The organism is Mesorhizobium sp. M7D.F.Ca.US.004.01.2.1, from assembly GCF_003997785.1.
GTDB classification, from domain to species: Bacteria; Pseudomonadota; Alphaproteobacteria; order Rhizobiales; family Rhizobiaceae; genus Mesorhizobium; species Mesorhizobium loti.
Window position 1 is genome coordinate 1 of the sequence record NZ_RZRQ01000094.1, and the last position, 19680, is coordinate 19680.

Genomic DNA, 19680 nt, shown 5'->3' on the forward strand with positions numbered 1-19680 from the left:
GGCAAATAGAGCCGCTTGGCGCCGGGAAGCGTGTCGGCGCCGCGACCCGCGGCACGGTTGTGTTCCCAGGCCCAGCGGGCGGCGGCGATGTCGGCCTCGGCTAGCGTGTCGTCGGGCGGATAGCCGGCCTTGACGGTGATCGTTCCGTCTTCCGGCAGAAGAAGCACCACCCGCAGCTTCAGCATCGAGGCGATCTGGAAGGCGGTGGCCCAGAGGACGTCGTCGAGCGTGCCGGCACCGGCTAGCTTCTTTGAAAAAAGGTAGATGTCCTCGGTCGCCCGCGCCCGTGAGCGGGCAGCGACAGCCTGCCGCTGCACGCGCGCCGTCAGATTGCTGGCAATTACCGCAACGACGAGGAACACGCCAAGTGCAACAATGCTTTCCGGATCCCGGATGGTCAGCGTGTAGCGCGGCTCCAGGAAGAAATAGTTGAACGCAAGGGCGCTGACGAAACAGGCATACAGAGCCGGCCAGAGCCCGCCAGTCACCGCCGATGCCAGCACCGCGATGAGAAAGATGATCGCCAGATTGCGGACGTCGAGAAACTGATCGAGAAGGACGGCAAAGGCGAGCGAGCCCATGAGATAGGCCGTGGCCAGAAGATAAGGCCAGATTTGGAACTGCCACTGCTCGTCCGCCGTCCTGACGCTCTTCAACGCCGTCTCTGTGTTGCGTTCGGTTCCCGAAATGACATGGACGCTAATGTCGCCGGCATTGCGGATGAGATCGTAGGTGAGCGAGCCTTCGATCAATTCGCGCCAGCGCGACCGGGTCGGCCTGCCGACCACGATATGGGTGAAATTGTTCGCCGTCGCATAACGCACGATGTCCTGCGCCACATTCTGACCCGGAATGGTGGTCACCTCGGCACCAAGCTGTTGGGCAAGGCGCAGGTTCGTCGCCAGCCGGTCCTTGTCGTCCTCGGGCATGCTGGCCGAACGAGTGCTATCGACGTGCAGCGCCGTCCACGGCGCACGCAGCCGGTCGGCCAGCCTGCGTGCATAGCGCACGCGGGCCGCTCCTCCCGGGCGCGCGTCCAGGCAGACCAGAACCCTTTCCCCCGCTGCCCACGGTCCGGGAATGGCGTGCGCCTGCATGTGGATCAGCAGTTGGTCATCGACGCGCTGCGCGGTGCGGCGCAGCGCCAGCTCCCTGAGCGCCGTCAGATTGCCCGGCGAGAAATAGTTCTCGATCGCGCGCTGGGCGGTGTTGGGAAAATAGACCTTGCCTTCCTCGAGCCGCTTGATCAGGTCGTCGGGGGTGAGATCGATGATCTCGACATCGTCGGCCTGGTCGATGATGGAATCGGGAACCGTCTCGCGGACCCTGACCTTGGTGATCTGGGCGACGACATCGTTCAGGCTTTCGACATGCTGGATGTTGAGCGTCGTGTAGACGTCGATGCCTTGCGTCAGGATTTCCTGGACGTCGAGATAGCGCTTGGGGTGGCGGCTGCCAGGGGCATTGGTATGGGCGAGCTCGTCGACGAGAACCAATGCCGGGCGCCGGGCAATGATGGCGTCGATATCCATCTCGTCGAGGATACGCCCCTTGTAGTCGACCTTGCGGCGGGGAATGACCTCATATCCCTCGACCAGAGCCAGTGTTTCCTTGCGGCCATGCGTCTCGACGACACCGATCACCACATCCACGCCGTCGGCCAGCCTAGCGCGGCCCGACATCAGCATCTCGTAGGTCTTGCCGACGCCCGGTGCTGCGCCCAGGAATATGCGCAGGCGGCCTCGCGCCTCCCGCTCGGCATGATCAAGCAGTGCGTCGGGAGAAGGTCTGGTGTCGTTGCTTCTGTCGTCCGGCATCGGAATCGATCATGGATGGCGCCGGGGATACTGTCGATCCCCGGCCCGCACCATTCACTATTTCGCGGCGTCCAGCGCAAGGTTGAGACCGAGCACATTGACCACCGGCTCGCCCATGAAGCCGAGCTCCCTGCCCTCGACCTGGCTATCGACAAGCGCCTTGATCTTGGCCTCGTCGATACCCCTGGCTTTGGCCACCCGGGCGACCTGGAAATAGGCGGCTTCCGGGCTGATATCAGGATCGAGGCCGCTGCCGGAGGTCGTCACCAGGTCCATCGGAACAGGCTGGTTCGGGTTTTCCGCTTTCAACTTCTCGGCGTCGCCCTTGATGCGATCGATCAGCTTGGGATTGGTTGGGCCGAGGTTGCTGCCGCTCGAGGCGGCGGCGTTGTAGCCGTCGCCGGCAGCCGAGGGGCGACCATGGAAATAACGGTCGCTGGCAAAGCCCTGGCCGATCAGTTCGGAGCCGATGACCTTGCCGTCCTTCTCGATCAAGCTGCCATTGGCCTGACGCGGGAACAGGGCCTGGGCGATGCCGGTCATGCCGATCGGATAGATCAGGCCGGTCAGCACCGTGAAGAAGACGATCATGATGATCGCGGGTCTTATCTGGGTGAGCATGGACGTGTTCCTTAAGCGAGGCCGAGGGCGGTGACGATCATGTCGATCGCCTTGATGCCGACGAAGGGGACGATGATGCCGCCGAGGCCGTAGACGAGCAGGTTGCGACGGAGCAGCGCGCCGGCGCCGATGGCACGATATTTGACGCCTTTCAGCGACAGCGGGATCAGCGCGATGATGATCAGTGCGTTGAAGATAATGGCCGACAGTATGGCGCTCTGCGGCGTCGCCAGATGCATGATGTTGAGCGCCTGCAACGGGCCGGTGGTCTGTCCCGGCGCGACGTAGAAGACGGCGAACATCGCCGGGATGATGGCGAAATACTTGGCCACGTCGTTGGCGATGGAGAAAGTGGTCAGCGAGCCTCGGGTCATCAGCAGCGCCTTGCCGATTTCGACGATCTCGATCAACTTGGTTGGATCGCTGTCGAGGTCGATCATGTTGCCGGCCTCGCGGGCTGCCACCGTGCCGGTGTTCATGGCGACACCGACATCGGCCTGGGCAAGAGCCGGCGCATCGTTGGTGCCGTCGCCGCACATGGCGACCAGCTTACCCTTGGCCTGCTCGTCGCGGATCAGCTTCAGCTTGTCCTCCGGCGTCGCCTGGGCGAGGAAGTCGTCAACGCCGGCTTCCGCGGCAATGGCTGCCGCCGTCATCGGGTTATCGCCGGTGATCATCACCGTGCGGATGCCCATGCGGCGCAGTTCGGTGAAGCGTTCGCTGATGCCGCCCTTGACGATGTCCTTGAGGTGGATGACGCCGAGCAGGCGCCCGTCGCGTTCGACCGCCAGCGGCGTGCCGCCGGACTTGGCGATCTCGTCGGCGATGGCCTGGAGGTCGCGGACGGCTTCACTGCTTGGGCGCGTGCCATGAGAGGCGGTTGTTGACTGGTTGACATGGGCGAGCACCGAATCGACGGCGCCCTTGCGCACCGATGAACCATCGATATCGACGCCGCTCATGCGGGTTTGCGCGGTGAAGGGCACGAAAGTGGCGTGCAGCGTTGCCATGTCGCGGGCGCGGATGGCGTATTTCTCCTTGGCCAGAACGACGATCGAACGGCCTTCCGGCGTTTCGTCGGCCAGCGAGGCTAGCTGGGCGGCGTCGGCCAGTTCCTGCTCGGTGACACCCTTGACCGGGCGAAACTGCGTCGCCTGGCGATTGCCGAGCGTGATCGTGCCGGTCTTGTCAAGCAGCAGCGTATCGACGTCGCCGGCCGCCTCGACGGCTCGGCCCGACATCGCCAGCACGTTGAAGCGCACCAGGCGGTCCATGCCGGCGATGCCGATGGCCGACAGCAGCGCACCGATCGTCGTCGGAATCAGGGTCACGAACAGGGCGACCAGCACGGTCACCGAGATATAGCCACCCGAATAGGAGGCGAAGCTCGGGATCGTTGCGGTGGCCAGCACGAAGATCAGCGTCATGCCGACGAGCAGGATGTTGAGCGCGATCTCGTTCGGCGTCTTCTGGCGTTCGGCGCCTTCGACCAGCGAAATCATGCGGTCGAGGAAGGTGTGGCCGGAAGCCGCGGTGATGCGCACGCGGATCCAGTCGGACAGCACTTGGGTGCCGCCGGTGACCGCCGAACGGTCGCCGCCGGATTCGCGGATGACCGGCGCGGATTCGCCTGTGATAGCCGCTTCGTTGACCGAGGCAACGCCTTCGATCACTTCGCCGTCGGACGGAATGATGTCGCCGGCTTCGACCAGCACGGCGTCGCCGACCTTGAGGCTGGTGCCGGGCACGAGTTTGTATTTGGTGCGGTCTTCACCCGTCAAAAGCTTGGCCGGGGTCTCGGTGCGTGCCTTGCGCAGCGAGTCGGCCTGCGCCTTGCCGCGCCCTTCAGCGACGGCTTCGGCGAAGTTGGCGAACAGCACGGTGAACCACAGCCAGATGATGATCTGCAGCGTGAATTTGAAATCGCCGCCGCCGGTGATCAGATCCCTGACGAACAGGACGGTCGTCAGCGCCGAGACGACGGCGACGACGAACATCACCGGATTCTTGATCAGGGTACGCGGGTTCAATTTCTTGAAGGCGCCGCCGATGGCGGGCCACAAGATGCTAGCATCCATGATGCTGGCGGATTTGGACTGGCTCATTTGATGGCTCCAGTATCGGTGTTGGTGGATGGCACCGATCGATCGGATGCCGAAAAGGGCGGGCCGTAGGCCAGCAGCCAGATCACGATCATGACTGCCGCGATGCCCAGGAATGTGGATACGCTCGGGAAGGGAGGGGGATCCGCCTCCCCCTCATTGTCGGCCTTGGGCCTAGCCTTGCGACGCATGGTGTTGAACCAGGACATGGCGGTATCAGAAGGTCTGCCCATGGATCATCGCCAGATGTTCGACGATCGGTCCGATCGCCAATGCCGGGAAGAAGGTGAGGCCGACGACGATGAGGATGACGCCGACCAGCAGACCGACGAACAGCGGGCCATCGGTCGGGAAGGTGCCGGCGGAGGCCGGAACCGTCTTCTTCGCCACCAGCGAGCCGGCGATGGCCAGCGCCGGAATGATGACCAGGAAGCGACCCATCAGCATGGTGATGCCGAGCGTTATGTTGTACCAGGGCGTGTTGCCGCTGAGGCCGCCAAAGGCCGAGCCGTTGTTCGCCGCCGCCGAGGTGTAGGCGTAGAGTACCTCGGAGAAGCCATGCGGGCCGCCATTGGCGATCGACGCCACAGCGCTTGGCAGAACCACCGCAATGGCCGTGAATGTCAGCATCGCCAGCGGCAGGCACAGGATTGCCAGCATTGCCATCTTGACCTCCTTGGCCTCGATCTTCTTGCCAAGATATTCGGGTGTGCGGCCAACCATCAGGCCGGCAACGAAGACCGCGACCACGATGAACATCAGGATGCCGTAGAAACCGGCGCCGACGCCGCCGACGATGACTTCGCCGAGTTGCATGTTGATCATCGGGATGAAGCCGCCGAGTGCCGTGAAGCTGTCATGCATGGCGTTGACCGCGCCGCAGGACGCGGCGGTGGTGACGACCGCGAACAGTGCCGACATGGCGACCCCGAAGCGGCTCTCCTTGCCTTCCATATTGCCGCCGTCGATGCCAAGCGCGTGCACCAGCGGATTGCCGGCGGCTTCCGCCCAGTAACAGACGGCGACACCGGCGATGAACAGAACACTCATGGTGGCCAGGATCGCCCAGCCCTGGCGCTGGTTGCCGACCATGCGGCCGAAGACATTGGTCAGCGCCGCGCCGAGCGCGAAGATCGACACCATCTGGATCAGGTTGGAGATCGCGTCGGGGTTCTCGAACGGATGCGCGGCGTTGGCGTTGAAGAAGCCGCCGCCATTGGTGCCAAGCATCTTGATGGCGATCTGCGACGCGACGGGGCCGACCGCTATCGTCTGCTGGGCACCTTCCAGTGTCGTGGCGTTGACATACGGACCGAGCGTCTGCGGCATGCCGAGCCAGACATAGACAAGGGTCAGGATGATGCAGAGCGGCAGCAGCACGTAGAGCGTGCACCGGGTCATATCGACCCAGAAATTGCCGATGGACTTGACCGACGCGCGGGCAAAGCCACGGATCAGCGCGACCGCGATAGCGATACCAACCGCCGCCGACATGAAGTTCTGCACGGTGAGGCCGGCCATCTGCACGAGGTAGGACATCGTGCTTTCGCCGCCATAGTTCTGCCAGTTGGTGTTGGTCACGAAGCTGGCAGCGGTGTTGAAGGCAAGATTCTGTTCGACTGCAGTCATGCCGGCCGGATTGTAAGGCAAGACGCCTTGCAGCCGCTGCAGGAAATAAAGCACCAGGAAGCTGGCAACGCTGAAGAACATGATGCCTGCCGCATAGGCGGTCCAGTGTTGTTCCTCGCGCTCGCTGGTTCCCGCGATGCGATAGAGCCCGCGTTCAATCGGGCCTAGAACCGGCGAAAGAAATGTCCGGTCGCCGTTGAAGACGCGATACATGTAGCCGCCAAGCGGCTTCACCAGCAAAACGACGATCCCGCAGTAGACGAGGATCTGTAGCCATCCGTTGAGAGTCATGGTTGTAGCTTTCCGTGCCTTGCGCCAGTTGCGGTCAGAAGCGTTCTGGGCGAACGAGGGCGTATGTCAGGTAGACGAGCAGGAACAACGTCACGCCGCCACCGAGAATATAGTCGACGAGCATTTTGCGGTCCTCGCGTTAAAGAATGTCACAGGCTTTGATGTAGGCGAAGGAAAGGGTGAAAAACAAAATCCCGATCCCGAGAACGACGATATCCATCGTGTTTGTTCCTTGTGTCTGCTTTTGTACTTTGTGCCCTTGATGGAAAGGTTCGCAATACCCTGAAACGGCCCGTCGCATTGAGGCGGCGGTACCGGATGTGTTTTCTCAACGTGGAATATGGACCCGATCGCCATAAAGGTTCGAGACGGGGCGGAGTGGAAAGAAATAGGAATTTTATAAAGATTTCCGTTCGAAGCGGACGGAACAAATCCTCCCATGCGAGATTGTCGACCTGAGGGCTCACGCACCAAAGGACATGACAATGGCAAAGCAGAAGATGCTCGAAGACCTGTTTCACGACACGCTGAAAGACATCTATTTCGCCGAAAAGAAGATACTGGCGACGCTGCCGAAAATGGCCAGGGCCGCGCAAAGTGCCGACCTGAAAGCCGCCTTCGAAAAGCACCGGACCGAGACCGAAGGGCATGTCGCAAGGCTGGAGAAGGTCTTTGGTGTGATCGGCAAGAAGCCAGCCGGCAAGACCTGTGCGGCCATCATGGGCATCACCGAGGAAGGCGCCGAGATCATGGAGGAGTACAAGGGATCTCCCGCGCTCGACGCCGGCCTGCTGGCTGCCGCGCAAGCGGTCGAACACTACGAGATCTCGCGCTATGGGACGCTGAGGACCTGGGCCGGCGAATTCGGCCTGAACGAGGCCGTGACGCTGCTTGAAGCGACGCTGAAGGAAGAGAAAGCCACCGACGAAGCGCTGACGCAGCTCGCGGAGTCGGCCGTGAACGTCGCGGCTGAAGCAGCGTAGATCCGCGAAAAGATGATCGGTGGGCCGCGTCTAAGCGGCTCTCGCATCATGCTGAGAAAGGCCGGATCGAACCCGGCGACGCACGGGTTCGACAAGTTGATTGCCACGGAAGGCGCAACGTCGTCAGCCTCAGCTGCAAGATGGCGGTTCCTCCGTTGCTGGAAAAACGAAAGCCCGGCTGGCGAGGGCCGAGCCGGGCTTTCTGTGGTGGCACGTGTGGCTTTGGCCACCGCGATGGGAGCATCAATCCTCAGGCGGCGTAACCGCCATAGCCACGCGCAACGGCATGCACGCCCGCGACCGGCTCGAGGTCCGGCCACAGGATGCCGGTGGCTTGCGCAAATTCGAGCAGCGCCCGGCGTGCCTGCTCGATGGTCACATAGCCCGGAATGGCGAGCTCACATGCCTTCACCGCATTGCGAAAAAGCGGACCGCGGCGAGAGGTCGTCCAGTCGGTCAGAAAGTCGTGCATTTGGGCCAGCGAGGCAATCTCGCGCTTGAAACCGAGGCCGACGGACAATGCGACCGGTGAATGAAACAGCTTGTCGTGCATGAAGCGGGCTCCTGATTTTATCGCGCGCTTGGAGAAATATCCGGGCGGGTCCGCGAACGGGACGCCAAGAAACGCGCAACGGCGCAGGAGGTTCCAAGCTGGGCCTGGACGATTTTTTGAGTGTGCCCGGCTGCTGCCGAAGCGGTTGTTTCGAAGGCGCTTTTGCGCGGAGCTGGCTTTGCTGAGCGGCTTCGGGAAAAGTGTCTGGGGCCTTGCGTCAGATACCCGGTCTAGCGCCGATATCGGGCGGCATACGCGCCCGGCGATCTGCGCTTGCCCCAGTTTCATTGCTGAATGGATTTGGCCGGCATTCCAAGATCGTTCTGTATTCCTATGGCGTCCGCGGCCCATTCCCGCATTTCCGGGGATGCATCGCTGGACTTGAGGATCGACACTGCCAGTGCTGCTATATCGGCCGGCGGTTTTTGGTTGGCGGCCAAATAGGCAAAGTAGCCAACTGTGATGGCACACCCTATCGAAATAACAGGGGGGACAAACTGTGCTGTCTTCAGAGCCATTGTTCGCCAGCGTTTGGATGGGCTGGGTTTTAGGACGTCATCCTCGTCATCCAGGTCAGTCATTCCACTCTGCCCCCGCGAGTCGATACCACACCATCTAGTAGGATGAGCTTCATTAGTTAAAATGCGAATAAAACTTTATGGGCTTGTTCGCATAACAACGCCGCGAGTATACGGCCTGCGCGATCGACCGAAGGACCTAGCCAGACAGGATGGGCCCGGACGATGTGCTGCTACCAGTCTGACAGTTGTCACATGGTAACGATAGAATCCGCCTCGTGCGGGTTTTCATGTTCCGCCAAGGCATGACAGCCCTAAAATAAGAGTAACCTATTGATTTTGCTATGTAAATGGCGGAGAGAGCGGGATTCGAACCCGCGTTACGGTCTCCCGTAAACACACTTTCCAGGCGTGCGCCTTCAACCACTCGGCCACCTCTCCGTCCATGCATGTCGCGTCGGCCGGTTTCGCCGCGCGGGTTGGGGAGATGCACCTCCCTTGGGGCAAGGCGGAATTTCCGCCATCGGCGTCGCCAACCAGCAAGCGCCCTTCCCCCGCACCTGAGCCGTCAAAGCAACAGGCGCGGGGCTCATCTAGTCGATCCGACGGCGAATGCCAAGCCATAACGGCAGTCTATTCGCTTTGCCGGCCACACAGTGTTTCGCAAGGCCGCCGGCGTGCCCGTTTTTGCAGCGCCGCGACCGCAATGGTGTGCAAGGGCAGGACCGCAGGCCGGCCGCCCTTGACTTCCCCCGGAGCCGCCTGTCGAGTGACAAGGCTTTGCGGGGGCATCGTGCGGACATGACATCGAGCAATGGACAGACGCCAGCCAGGCGGCCGGACAGCGGGCTGTCCTTCGTGCCGCCGGGCTGGCTCGTCTTCGTCATGGCGTGGTCGGTCTACGGCCTGATATCCACCTGGCGACTGGTGTGGGACTACAGCCTGCCGGACGGAGTTTTCTACCTGATCTATGGCGGGCTCGCCGTCGACATCATCACCATTCTATGGGGGCTCTATCTGCTCGGCCTCGCCTTTGGCCGCTCGGCGCGCTTCCCGCGCCAGTTCACCATCTGGCAGATCGCCACCATCGTCTGGCTGCTGGCGCGGCAGGCCTATGTGCTGACGATTTCCGATTTCGTCTTTTCAGGCAAGGCGCTTACCATCACCGTTGCGGAAATCGCCATCGGGGTTCTCTGCATCTATCTGCTGCGCCGCGGGTCTGAAGCCGAGACTGTCTATGCCAAGCCAAGAACCGAAGCGCCGCCGGTTCTCGTTTCGATCGTCGCCGCCCTGCTCGGCATCGTCCTCGGCGCGGTCGTTGGCGCCCTCGCCGGCTTCTTCGCGGGCTCGATCATTGCGAATGGTACCGACATGAGCTGCTTCGAAGGCGCCTGCGGTTATTTCGCCGTGTTCATCGGCCTGGCCGGGCTGGTAGTCGGCGCCATAGGCGGCGGCATTTTCGCCGTCTGGCGCGTCCACCGGCGCAAACGCAAGCCGGCGGCTTAGTCGGGCTTCAAATTCGCGTATGGCGATTGCGAACCAGACATGCGCATTCTATCTCTCGTTTTGAAACCGGAAGGCCCTCGGGAGGAGCTTGAGGGCTGGCCGGAGGAAGGTCTCCAATGTTTCGCTTCGTTTTCCGTCTTGCCGCAATGGTCGCGCTGTCGATTTCCGTCATCATGGCGGTGCTCGACGCGACACGCACTGTGGCGGCCTCAGTGCTTGTACTGACCCCGCTCAACACCAGTTGGCTGGCCGTCTCGCCCGACACGCGGGCTTCCTTCGAGACCTTCGTTCGCGCCAAGGCCGGTCCGCTGCTGTGGGACGGCGCCATCGCCTGGGTGCTCAACCAGCCGGGCTTCGCCGTGTTCGCGGTGCTGGCCTTCCTGCTCTATGCGATCGGCTACAGGCGGCAACGGCGCACGGGACAGTTCGCGGCCACATAAGCATCTGATCCAAAAGTGGTTGCCGGTTTTGGGAAAATCCGATGCTCAAACGAAAGAGCCACCGTCAGGCGGCTTCTTGCGTCCCACCCAGAGAGGAAAGCCGCGCATGTTCTTTCTCAGCGACATGCTGAACAAGAAGCTCAATCTGCCGAAGCCGTCCGAGGCGTTGCCGGGACGCGCCAGAGCGATCCCGATCGCCCCCAGGCACAAGGTCTTGAAAAGACCGCTGAAGGGTCCCTATCCCGAGGGGCTGGAGACGGCGATGTTCGGGCTGGGCTGCTTCTGGGGTGCGGAGCGGCTGTTCTGGCAACTCGAAGGCGTGTGGGTCACAGCGGTCGGCTATGCCGGCGGCTTCACGCCCAATCCGACCTATCAGGAAACCTGTACCGGGCTCACCGGCCATGCCGAAGTGGTGTTGGTCGTCCACGATCCCAAGATCGTCTCCTATGCCGCGCTTCTGAAGCTGTTCTGGGAAAGCCACGACCCGACGCAAGGCATGCGCCAGGGCAATGATGTCGGCACCACCTACCGCTCCGCGATCTACACATCAGGTGATGCGCAATTGCGAACGGCGAGCGCTTCGCGCGATGCCTATGAGGCCTCGCTGCGCGGTGCCGGCCACGGCAGGATCACCACCGAGATCGCGCCGGCGCCCGAATTCTACTTTGCCGAAGGCGATCACCAGCAATATCTGGCGAAGAACCCTTACGGCACTTGCAACCTCAAAGGTACCGGCCTCGCTTGCACCATTCCGGCTGCGGTCTCCGCCTAAGTCCCGTGGCGCAGGGAACAAGCAGCCGTGCGGCTTACCCACGCCATGCTTTTCCAAAAGGTCAAAATTCCGCGTGAATTTTGTTTCGGGCCATGCCAGATTGACCCGAGCGGGAGGGGAGTACACTCCTGGCTGACGTCGTATGCCTGCCGGAGAACCGGGCGGGTATCCGGTGCGTAACGGAAAAAATAACCGACAGGGTGTGGATCACATGAAACGTATCGTTCTCGGCCTCCTGGCCGCAACCGCAATGGTTCTTCCGGCTTTCGCCGCGGATGTCCAGCCAGCCATCCTCTATGATCTCGGCGGCAAGTTCGACAAATCCTTCAACGAGGCTGCCTATCACGGCGCCGAGAAGTTCAAGACCGAGACCGGCGTCGCTTATGTCGAGTTCGAGGTGTCCAATGCCTCGCAGCGCGAGCAGGCGCTGCGCCGCTTCGCCGAGGACGGCCACAACCCGATCGTCATGGCCGGCTTCGCCTGGGAGGATGCGCTGAAGAAGGTCGCGGCCGAATATCCCGATCTCAACTTCGCCATCATCGACGACGCCGTCGACCTGCCCAATGTTCGCTCGCTGGTATTCAAGGAGAACGAAGGCTCCTATCTGGTCGGCATCCTGGCGGCGATGGCCTCGAAGTCCAAGAAAGTCAGCTTCGTCGGCGGCATGGACATCCCGCTGATCCGCAAGTTCGAATGCGGCTATGTCGGCGGCGCCAAGTCGGCCGGTGCGACCGACGTCATCCAGAACATGACCGGTGATACGCCAGCGGCGTGGAACGACCCGGCCAAGGGCGGCGAGATCGCCAAGACGCAGATCGACCAGGGCTCCGACGTGGTCTACGCGGCGGCCGGCGGCACCGGCGTCGGCGTGCTGCAGGCGGCGGCTGATGCCGGCAAGCTCGGCATCGGCGTCGATTCCAACCAGAACGGCCTGCAGCCGGGCAAAGTGCTGACCTCGATGATGAAGCGCGTCGACGTTGCCGTCTACACCGCCTTCATGGACGGCAAGAACGGCACCTTCAAGGGTGGCGTCGAGAACCTCGGCCTCAAGGAAGGCGGCGTCGACTACGCCATGGACGACAACAACAAGGCGCTGGTGACGGACGAGATGAAGGCGGCGGTCGAAAAGGCCAAGGCCGACATCATCGCCGGCAAGCTCGAAGTGCACGACTATACGGCTGACAACGCCTGCCCGTACTGAGCGGCACGGACATAAGCCAAGATCTGCAAACCGCCGGGCGCAAGCCCGGCGGTTTTGCCTTCTACCGGGTCGAGCGAAATATTCGCCACCCGCAACGGACACCATTCCGGGACAACGATGCAGCCGACGATCGAACCCATGCGGGAGCGCGATGTAGCAGCCGTCGCGCGACTGCGCCTGGCCACCTTTTTCGAGGGGACGGCAAGGACTGTCGAAGAGGATGCGGCAGACCTTCGCCGACTGCTTGCCGGTGATGGCTTCGAGATCGCATTCGTGGCCCGGCTCGGCGACATACCGGTCGGGACGTGCCTGCTGGTCCGCCACGAACTTGAACCAGCGCATGATCTCACGCCATGGCTGGCCGGGTTGGTTGTCGATGCCGGGTATCGAGGCGCAGGGATCGGCAGCGCGCTGGTCAGGGCGACTGAAGCCCATGCGGCTGTGCGAGGTGTTGAGACCCTCTATCTCTACGCATGGAAGCACGTGATTTCTACGCAGCCCTTGGCTGGAACATGATTGAGATTTTTGCGCAGAACGACGAAACGATGGCTCTGATGTCGTGCCAGCCGCGAGCATGATCCCGAAAACAAAGCTCTAAAACTTGCCCGCCAGATACCCCAGCGCGAACGCCACGATCAACCCGACGGCGAGACCAAATCCGCGCCGGCCGCCAAGCGTGTGCAGGCCAATGCCGTGCGGCCGCTGTGGCAGGCTTCGGATCACGGTTGGCGACCTGGCATCGCTCAGGCCAGAGGTGCGCATCTGCGGCAGGTCGGCAATGCGCTGCGTGATCTGCTTCCAGCGCTTTTCGCCATCCGCCGGTCCGGCACGGTCGAAGACATGCATGCGTTCGGCAAGCCGCACCACGGCATCGCGGAAGGCCGGGTCGATCTCCAGATCCCGTTCTGCCCGCTCCCGGTCCTTATCGTTCATCAGGCCGAGCACATAGTCGCCGGCCCGCGCGATGCGATCGCTTTCACCGGCCATGGCGTGCACCCTCCCTTTTTCCTCACCAATGCGGCGGCTTGGTTACAGGCACGTCATCTCCTGCCTGCTCTTCAAGCGCCAGGAAGCGATCCGTCAGGGCATCGAGCTTGCGCTGCATGCGCTCGATCACCTTCCACTGCTCGGCGATCTGGCCGGACAGTTCCTCGATGGTCTTCTCCTGTTCGGCGGCGCGGATCTCCAGCGTCGTCAGCCGGTCGGCGGGCATGATCATTCAGAATCCCTAGTCTCGCATCGTCCTGCGAATTTGAGCCTCGCCATATTAGCGAATATGAAGGTCCCGGCCACGTTGGAAATTGACAAGCGCACCGGGATTTGTCGAGAGTGAACCCTGCTCCGGCCAATTGGCATGGACGGAGCGTCATGCTAGGCGTTTTGACCAAGCGATAAAAAAAAGAGTGGGACAGGCTGCATGGCGCAAGCCGCAATCGAGCTGATCGGCATCAACAAGAGTTTTGGCGCCGTGCGCGCCAACCGCGACATCAATCTGGAGATCGCGCGCGGCACCATCCACGGCATCGTTGGCGAGAACGGGGCCGGAAAGTCGACGCTGATGTCGATCCTCTATGGCTTCTACCAGGCCGACAGCGGCGAGATCCGCGTCGGCGGCCAGCCGGCCTCGATCAAGACGCCCAATGACGCGATCGCGCTTGGCATCGGCATGGTGCATCAGCATTTCATGCTGGTCGACAATTTCTCGGTGCTGGAAAACGTCATCCTCGGCGCCGAAAGCGATGCGCTGCTGAAGAAGAGCATTGCCAAGGCGCGCTCCGAACTGGAGCGGCTTGAGCGCGAATACGGGCTGGAAGTCGATCCCGATGCGATCATCGAGGAACTGCCGGTCGGCCTGCAGCAGCGTGTGGAGATCCTGAAGGCGCTCTATCGCGGCGCCGAGATCCTGATCCTCGACGAGCCGACGGGTGTGCTGACGCCTGCCGAGGCCGACCACCTGTTCCGCATCCTCAGGCAGTTGAAGGATCAAGGCAAGACGGTGGTGCTGATCACCCACAAACTGCGCGAGATCATGGCCATCACCGACACGGTGTCGGTCATGCGCCAGGGCACGATGGTGGCGACGCGCGAGACAGCCAAGACCACGGTCGAGGAACTGGCCGAGCTGATGGTCGGGCGGCGCGTGCTGCTCAGGGTCGAAAAGGGCGAGGCGGAAGCCGGCGGCGTCAAGCTCGCGGTCAAGAACCTGACGGTGAAGGACACGCGCGGCGTCACCATGGTCGACGACATCTCCTTCGATATCAGCGCCGGCGAGATCGTCGGCATCGCCGGCGTCGCCGGCAACGGCCAATCCGAACTGCTCGAGGCGATTTCCGGCATCAGGCGTGCCGTCTCCGGCTCGGTCATGCTCGACGGCAAGCCGATCGACCTGACCGGCGCCGCCGATCCGGGCGAGTTGCGCGACCGCGGCCTGGCGCACGTGCCGGAGGACCGCCACCATGTCGGGCTGGTGCTGGCCTTCGAGGAGAATGAGAATTCCATCCTTGGCTATCATGACGACCCGCGCTATTTGAAGGGGCCGTTCCTCAACATCGATGCGATCCGTAACGATGCCAAGGACAAGATCGCCAAATACGACATCCGCCCGGCGGACTGCCGGCTGAAGACCGCCAATTTCTCGGGCGGCAACCAGCAGAAGATCGTGCTTGCGCGGGAAATGGAACAAGACCCGGGTGTTCTCATCGTCGGCCAGCCGACGCGCGGCGTCGATGTCGGCGCTATCGAATTCATCCACAAGCGTCTGATCGCCATGCGCGACCAGGGCAAGGCGGTGCTGGTGGTCTCGGTCGAGCTGGATGAGATCCGATCCCTCTCAGATCGTATCCTGGTGATGTTTGCCGGCCGCATCGTCGGCGAGCGCGGCCCGGAAGCGACCGAAGGCGAGCTCGGCCTGCTGATGGCCGGCGTCGAGCAGCAGGAGGCCGCGCAATGAGCACGCCTTACGCCAAACTGCCGGCCTGGGCCGACTATGGCCTGATCCCGCTGATCAATCTGTTCGTCGCCTTCGTCGTCGCCGGCTTCGTCGTGCTTCTGGTCGGCGAGAACCCGTTGCGTGCCGCCGTCATCCTGGTCGAGGGCGCCTTCGGCAAGGGCACTGGCATTGCCTTCACCCTGTTCTATGCCACCACATTCATCTTCACCGGGCTTTCGGTCGCCGTGGCAGCGCATTGCGGCCTGTTCAACATCGGCACTGAGGGACAGGCCTACATTGCCGGCCTCGGCATCGCCATCGTCTGTCTTTCCTTCGACAGCACGCTGCCGTGGTGGCTGACCTTTCCGCTGGCCATCGTCGCTGCGGCGGTCGTGGGCGCGTTGTGGGCGCTTATTCCCGCCTATCTGCAGGCCAAGCGCGGCTCGCACATCGTCATCACCACCATCATGTTCAACTTCATCGCCGCCTCGATCATGGTCTACCTGCTGGTGGGCCCGTTGAAGCCGGCAGCATCGCAAGCGCCGCAGACGCGCAACTTCCTCGCCGGCGCGGAATTGCCGAAGCTCAATTGGATCATCGAGCTGTTCGGCGCCAAGATCCGTTCGGCGCCGCTCAACATTTCCTTCCTGCTGGCGCTGGCCATGGCCTTCCTGGTCTGGCTGCTGATCTGGCGCACCAAGCTCGGCTATGAGATGCGCACCTACGGTCACAGCCCAAAGGCGGCGCGCTATGCCGGCATTTCCGAAACCCGCATCATCATCACCGCCATGATGATCTCCGGTGCACTCGCCGGCATGATGGCGCTCAACCCGGTGATGGGCGACCAGCACAATGTCGCCATCGACTTCGTTTCCGGCGCCGGCTTCGTCGGCATCGCCGTGGCGCTGATGGGCCGCCTGCACCCGGTCGGCATCGTGCTGGCGGCGATCCTGTTTGGCATGCTCTACCAGGGCGGCGCCGAGCTTGCCTTCGAGATGCCGGCGATCAGCCGCGATATGATCGTCATCATCCAGGGTCTGGTGATCCTGTTTGCCGGCGCCCTCGAGCACATGTTCCGGCCCTACATCCAGGCGCTGTTCGCCTCGTTCAGTCCGCGATCGGTCGGCATGGAAGCGGTCAAGGGGAAGGGTGCCTGAGATGGACGTGTTCAACGCAATCGTCCAGACACTGGACTCCACCATCCGCCTCTCGGTGCCGCTGCTGCTTGCTTGCCTCGCCGGCCTCTATTCGGAGCGCGCCGGCATCTTCGACATCGGCCTCGAAGGCAAGATGCTGGTCGGCGCCTTCGCCGGTGCTGCGGCCGCTTCCGTATTCCATTCGGCCTTTCTCGGCCTCGGCATGGCCATCCTGATCTCGGTCGCCTTTGCCATGATCCACGGCTTTGCCTCGATCACCCATCGCGGCAACCAGATCGTCTCCGGCGTGGCGATCAATTTCATCGCCGCCGGCTCGACCATCATTCTGGGCCAGGCCTGGTTCCAGCAGGGTGGACGCACGCCGGCGCTGCAACCGGGCGAGCGCTTCGAGGCCATCACTCTGCCGGGTGCCGACGCCATCCGCGACGTCCCGATCGTTGGGCCGATCTATGCCGAGCTACTGTCGGGTCACTCGATCCTGGTCTATCTCGCCTTCGCGATGGTGCCCTTCACCTGGTGGGTGCTGTTTCGTACCCGCTTCGGCCTGCGCCTGCGCGCCGTGGGCGAGAACCCGGCGGCCGTCGACACCGCCGGCATCTCGGTCGCCTGGCTGCGCTACCGGGCGCTGATCTGCACCGGCATCCTCACCGGCATTGCCGGCGCCTATCTGTCGATGGTGCAAAATGGCGGCTTCGTGAAGGACATGACCGCTGGCAAGGGCTATATCGCGCTGGCTGCGCTGATCTTCGCCAAGTGGAAACCGGTCAACGCCATGTTCGCCTGCCTGTTGTTCGGCTTCCTCGACGCGCTGTCGATCCGCCTGCAAGGCTCGCCACTGCCGATCATCGGCAAGGTGCCGGTGCAGTTCATGCAGGCGCTGCCCTACATCCTCACCGTCATCCTGCTCGCCGGCTTCATCGGCAAGGCCATTCCGCCACGCGCCGGCGGCGTGCCTTACGTCAAGGAACGCTGAGCCGCAGCAGCGGGGCGGCTTGGTGCCGGGTTTTGGACACGATCATCGGAGAGAACACCTGAATGTCGCATGATCTGTTCGAGGCCGCCAAGGCTGCCATGGCCAAGGCCTACGCACCCTATTCGAAATTTCCGGTGGGCGCTGCCTTGCGCACCGAGGACGGGCGCGTCTTTACCGGCGCCAATATCGAGGTCGCCTCCTACCCGGAAGGCTGGTGCGCCGAGACCACAGCCCTCGGCCACTACATCATGGGCGGTGGCGGCAAGATCGTGGAAATCGCCGTTCTTGCCGAGCGCATGGCGAAATGCTCGCCTTGCGGCGGCTGCCGGCAGCGACTGGCTGAATTCTGCCGGCCGGAAACAAAGCTCTATCTCTGCGACAATGCCGGCGTGGCCGAGACCGTGACCATGGGCGAGATGCTGCCCTATGGCTTCCGCGGCGACATTTTGAAATGAACAACGGGCTGAAATGAAGAGCTGGCTGCAATGACGGAAAAGGCTCTGGATCATCTCATCGAAAGACTGGACGGCTTGGCGCCGTTGACAGCGCTGGTGCTGGGTTCGGGCCTGGGCGGGCTGGTCGACCAGATCGAGCATCCGATCCGCATCCCCTATGCCGACCTGCCGGGCTTTCCCAGAAGCGGCGTCACCGGCCATGCCGGCGAAGTGGTCGCGGGGCTGTTTGCCGGTGTGCCGGTGCTGATGCTGTCCGGCCGAGCCCACTACTACGAGCACGGCAACGCGGCGGCGATGCGCCCAGTGCTGGAAGTGCTTGCCGGCATCGGCATCACGAAACTGATCCTCACCAATGCCGCCGGTTCGGTCGATCCGGACATGCCGCCGGGCTCGGTGATGCTGATATCGGACCACATCAATTTTTCGGGCACCAATCCGCTGATCGGCGAGCCCAGCGACCGCCGCTTCGTTGGTCTCACCGAGGCCTATGATGCGGACATCCGCAAGGCCATCGAACGGGCGGCGAAAGCGACCGGCACCACACTGCACAAGGGTGTCTACATGTGGTTCTCGGGGCCATGCTTCGAAACACCCGCTGAAATCCGCATGGCGCGCATCATGGGCGCCAACGCGGTCGGCATGTCGACCGTACCGGAGGTCATTCTCGCCCGTTTCCTCGGACTGCGCGTCGCCGCCTGTTCGGTCATCACCAATTTGGCGGCCGGCATGACCGGGGCTGAGCTTTCGCACCAGGAGACCAAGGACATGGCGCCGGTAGGCGGCGCGCGGCTGGCAAAGATCCTGCAGCGCGTGTTCCGCGACGGACTGCTGGAGAGCTGATGCTTCCGCAGGAAATCATCCGCCGCAAGCGCGATGGCCTCAGGCTGTCGGAGCAGGAGATCGCCGGCTTCGTCGAGGGCGTGACGTCAGGGGCCGTTTCGGATGGCCAGGTCGGCGCCTTCGCCATGGCGGTGTTCTTCAACGGCATGAACCGCGACGAGGCGGTGGCGCTGACGCTGGCGATGCGCGATTCCGGTGACGTGCTAGACTGGTCGGACCTGCCCGGCCCGGTCACCGACAAGCATTCGACTGGCGGCGTCGGCGACAATGTCTCGCTGATGCTGGCGCCGATCGTCGCCGCCTGCGGCGCTTATATACCGATGATATCGGGCCGCGGCCTTGGCCACACCGGCGGCACGCTGGACAAGATGGATGCGATCCCCGGCTACACCAGCCAGCCCGATATCGCACTGTTTCGCAAGGCGGTGCTCGAAACCGGCTGCGCCATCATCGGCCAGACCGCTGACCTCGCGCCGGCCGATCGACGGCTCTATGCGATCCGCGACGTCACCGGCACGGTCGAATCGGTGCCGCTGATCACCGCTTCGATCCTGTCGAAGAAGCTGGCGGCCGGGCTGCAATCGCTGGTGCTCGACGTCAAGGTCGGCAACGGCGCCTTCATGGAAAAATCGCGCGACGCCACCGCGCTCGCCAACAGCCTGGTCGAAATCGCCAATGGCGCCGGACTGAAGGCCTCGGCGTTGATCACCGGCATGAACGAGCCGCTGGCGTCGGCCGCCGGCAACGCCGTTGAGGTGCGCAACGCCGTCGATTTCCTCACCGGCCGGTTTCGTGACCGTCGGCTGGAGGACGTGACGCTGGCGCTGGCCGCCGAAATGCTGCAGTCGGCCGGGCTGGTGTCGTCCAATCAGGACGGCATGCGGCGCGCCACC

22 protein-coding genes and 1 tRNA gene are annotated in these 19680 nt (G+C 62.8%); 12 read left to right on the forward strand and 11 right to left on the reverse strand.

All coding sequences use genetic code 11. The annotated features are described in order from the left end of the window. From EN993_RS15315 to EN993_RS15340, 6 genes are all read right to left on the reverse strand, one after another. Nucleotides 1–1817, reverse strand: a 1817-nt coding sequence (locus EN993_RS15315; RefSeq protein ID WP_164757670.1) for a sensor histidine kinase KdpD, incomplete at its 3' end; no start/stop codon positions are given. 57 nt (nt 1818–1874) lie between these two features. Continuing rightward, nucleotides 1875–2438 carry a potassium-transporting ATPase subunit KdpC gene (gene kdpC / locus EN993_RS15320; protein WP_109659141.1) on the reverse strand — a complete coding sequence of 188 codons (564 nt, stop codon included), beginning with the start codon at nt 2436–2438 and terminating at the stop codon, nt 1875–1877. A gap of 11 nt (nt 2439–2449) precedes the next feature. Then, nucleotides 2450–4543, reverse strand: a complete 2094-nt coding sequence (kdpB, locus tag EN993_RS15325; RefSeq protein ID WP_127263960.1) for a potassium-transporting ATPase subunit KdpB — start codon at nt 4541–4543, stop codon at nt 2450–2452. Then, nucleotides 4540–4749, reverse strand: coding sequence for a hypothetical protein (locus EN993_RS15330; RefSeq protein WP_109659137.1), 210 nt, complete (start codon nt 4747–4749; stop codon nt 4540–4542). The genes kdpB and EN993_RS15330 overlap by 4 nt, the downstream gene beginning before the upstream one ends. A 7-nt stretch (nt 4750–4756) precedes the next feature. Continuing rightward, a complete protein-coding gene (gene kdpA, locus EN993_RS15335; protein ID WP_127263962.1) occupies nt 4757–6460 on the reverse strand; it encodes a potassium-transporting ATPase subunit KdpA in 1704 nt (567 codons plus the stop codon). Nucleotides 6461–6494: 34 nt separating this feature from the next. Further along, complete coding sequence (locus EN993_RS15340) at nt 6495–6584, reverse strand: K(+)-transporting ATPase subunit F (protein ID WP_023669708.1); 90 nt, start codon at nt 6582–6584, stop codon at nt 6495–6497. Between the two features lie 361 nt (nt 6585–6945). Here EN993_RS15340 and EN993_RS15345 point away from each other — a divergent pair, with 361 nt between their 5' ends. Then, the gene (locus EN993_RS15345) at nt 6946–7443 is read left to right on the forward strand and encodes a ferritin-like domain-containing protein (RefSeq protein ID WP_164757671.1); all 498 of its coding nucleotides are present in this window, start codon (nt 6946–6948) and stop codon (nt 7441–7443) included. Nucleotides 7444–7693: 250 nt separating this feature from the next. On the opposite strand, the gene EN993_RS15350 is transcribed toward EN993_RS15345, so the two are convergent. The 3 genes from EN993_RS15350 to EN993_RS15360 all read right to left on the reverse strand — a co-directional run bounded on the left by EN993_RS15350 (nt 7694) and on the right by EN993_RS15360 (nt 8955). Then, entirely contained in the window at nt 7694–7996 is a 303-nt protein-coding gene (locus EN993_RS15350; protein ID WP_127263976.1) for a DUF982 domain-containing protein, read from the reverse strand. Nucleotides 7997–8280: 284 nt separating this feature from the next. Next, entirely contained in the window at nt 8281–8577 is a 297-nt protein-coding gene (locus EN993_RS15355; RefSeq protein ID WP_127263966.1) for a hypothetical protein, read from the reverse strand. 288 nt (nt 8578–8865) lie between these two features. Next, nucleotides 8866–8955, reverse strand: a tRNA-Ser gene (locus EN993_RS15360). A 360-nt stretch (nt 8956–9315) separates the two neighbouring features. Here EN993_RS15360 and EN993_RS15365 point away from each other — a divergent pair. From EN993_RS15365 to EN993_RS15385, 5 genes are all read left to right on the forward strand, one after another. Then, nucleotides 9316–10020 carry a hypothetical protein gene (locus EN993_RS15365; RefSeq protein WP_245468841.1) on the forward strand — a complete coding sequence of 235 codons (705 nt, stop codon included), beginning with the start codon at nt 9316–9318 and terminating at the stop codon, nt 10018–10020. Nucleotides 10021–10136: 116 nt separating this feature from the next. Further along, the gene (locus EN993_RS15370; protein WP_127263968.1) at nt 10137–10460 is read left to right on the forward strand and encodes a hypothetical protein; all 324 of its coding nucleotides are present in this window, start codon (nt 10137–10139) and stop codon (nt 10458–10460) included. A gap of 106 nt (nt 10461–10566) precedes the next feature. Beyond that, on the forward strand, nt 10567–11232 hold the full coding sequence (gene msrA, locus EN993_RS15375; protein ID WP_127263970.1) for a peptide-methionine (S)-S-oxide reductase MsrA: 666 nt from the start codon (nt 10567–10569) through the stop codon (nt 11230–11232). A gap of 211 nt (nt 11233–11443) precedes the next feature. Continuing rightward, nucleotides 11444–12433 (forward strand): BMP family ABC transporter substrate-binding protein, encoded by a 990-nt coding sequence (locus tag EN993_RS15380; protein WP_109661151.1) that lies wholly within the window; start codon nt 11444–11446, stop codon nt 12431–12433. A gap of 117 nt (nt 12434–12550) precedes the next feature. Then, on the forward strand, nt 12551–12949 hold the full coding sequence (locus EN993_RS15385) for a GNAT family N-acetyltransferase (protein WP_245468843.1): 399 nt from the start codon (nt 12551–12553) through the stop codon (nt 12947–12949). A gap of 78 nt (nt 12950–13027) precedes the next feature. Here EN993_RS15385 and EN993_RS15390 read toward each other — a convergent pair whose 3' ends face one another. After that, entirely contained in the window at nt 13028–13420 is a 393-nt protein-coding gene (locus EN993_RS15390) for a hypothetical protein (protein WP_109658882.1), read from the reverse strand. Between the two features lie 22 nt (nt 13421–13442). Beyond that, nucleotides 13443–13649 (reverse strand): SlyX family protein, encoded by a 207-nt coding sequence (locus tag EN993_RS15395; RefSeq protein WP_181956538.1) that lies wholly within the window; start codon nt 13647–13649, stop codon nt 13443–13445. A 201-nt stretch (nt 13650–13850) separates the two neighbouring features. Here EN993_RS15395 and EN993_RS15400 point away from each other — a divergent pair, with 201 nt between their 5' ends. The 6 genes from EN993_RS15400 to EN993_RS15425 form a co-directional block, all read left to right on the forward strand. After that, nucleotides 13851–15383 (forward strand): ABC transporter ATP-binding protein, encoded by a 1533-nt coding sequence (locus EN993_RS15400; protein WP_109658881.1) that lies wholly within the window; start codon nt 13851–13853, stop codon nt 15381–15383. Continuing rightward, complete coding sequence (locus EN993_RS15405; RefSeq protein WP_126070502.1) at nt 15380–16519, forward strand: ABC transporter permease; 1140 nt, start codon at nt 15380–15382, stop codon at nt 16517–16519. The genes EN993_RS15400 and EN993_RS15405 overlap by 4 nt, the downstream gene beginning before the upstream one ends. A gap of 1 nt (nt 16520) precedes the next feature. Continuing rightward, nucleotides 16521–17492: an ABC transporter permease gene (locus tag EN993_RS15410; RefSeq protein WP_126070503.1), complete on the forward strand. Its 972-nt coding sequence runs from the start codon at nt 16521–16523 to the stop codon at nt 17490–17492. 62 nt (nt 17493–17554) lie between these two features. After that, nucleotides 17555–17947 carry a cytidine deaminase gene (gene cdd, locus EN993_RS15415; RefSeq protein WP_109658878.1) on the forward strand — a complete coding sequence of 131 codons (393 nt, stop codon included), beginning with the start codon at nt 17555–17557 and terminating at the stop codon, nt 17945–17947. 30 nt (nt 17948–17977) lie between these two features. After that, the gene (locus EN993_RS15420) at nt 17978–18787 is read left to right on the forward strand and encodes a purine-nucleoside phosphorylase (RefSeq protein ID WP_127263972.1); all 810 of its coding nucleotides are present in this window, start codon (nt 17978–17980) and stop codon (nt 18785–18787) included. Continuing rightward, nucleotides 18787–19680, forward strand: an 894-nt coding sequence (locus EN993_RS15425; RefSeq protein WP_127263974.1) for a thymidine phosphorylase, incomplete at its 3' end; no start/stop codon positions are given. The genes EN993_RS15420 and EN993_RS15425, both read left to right, overlap by 1 nt.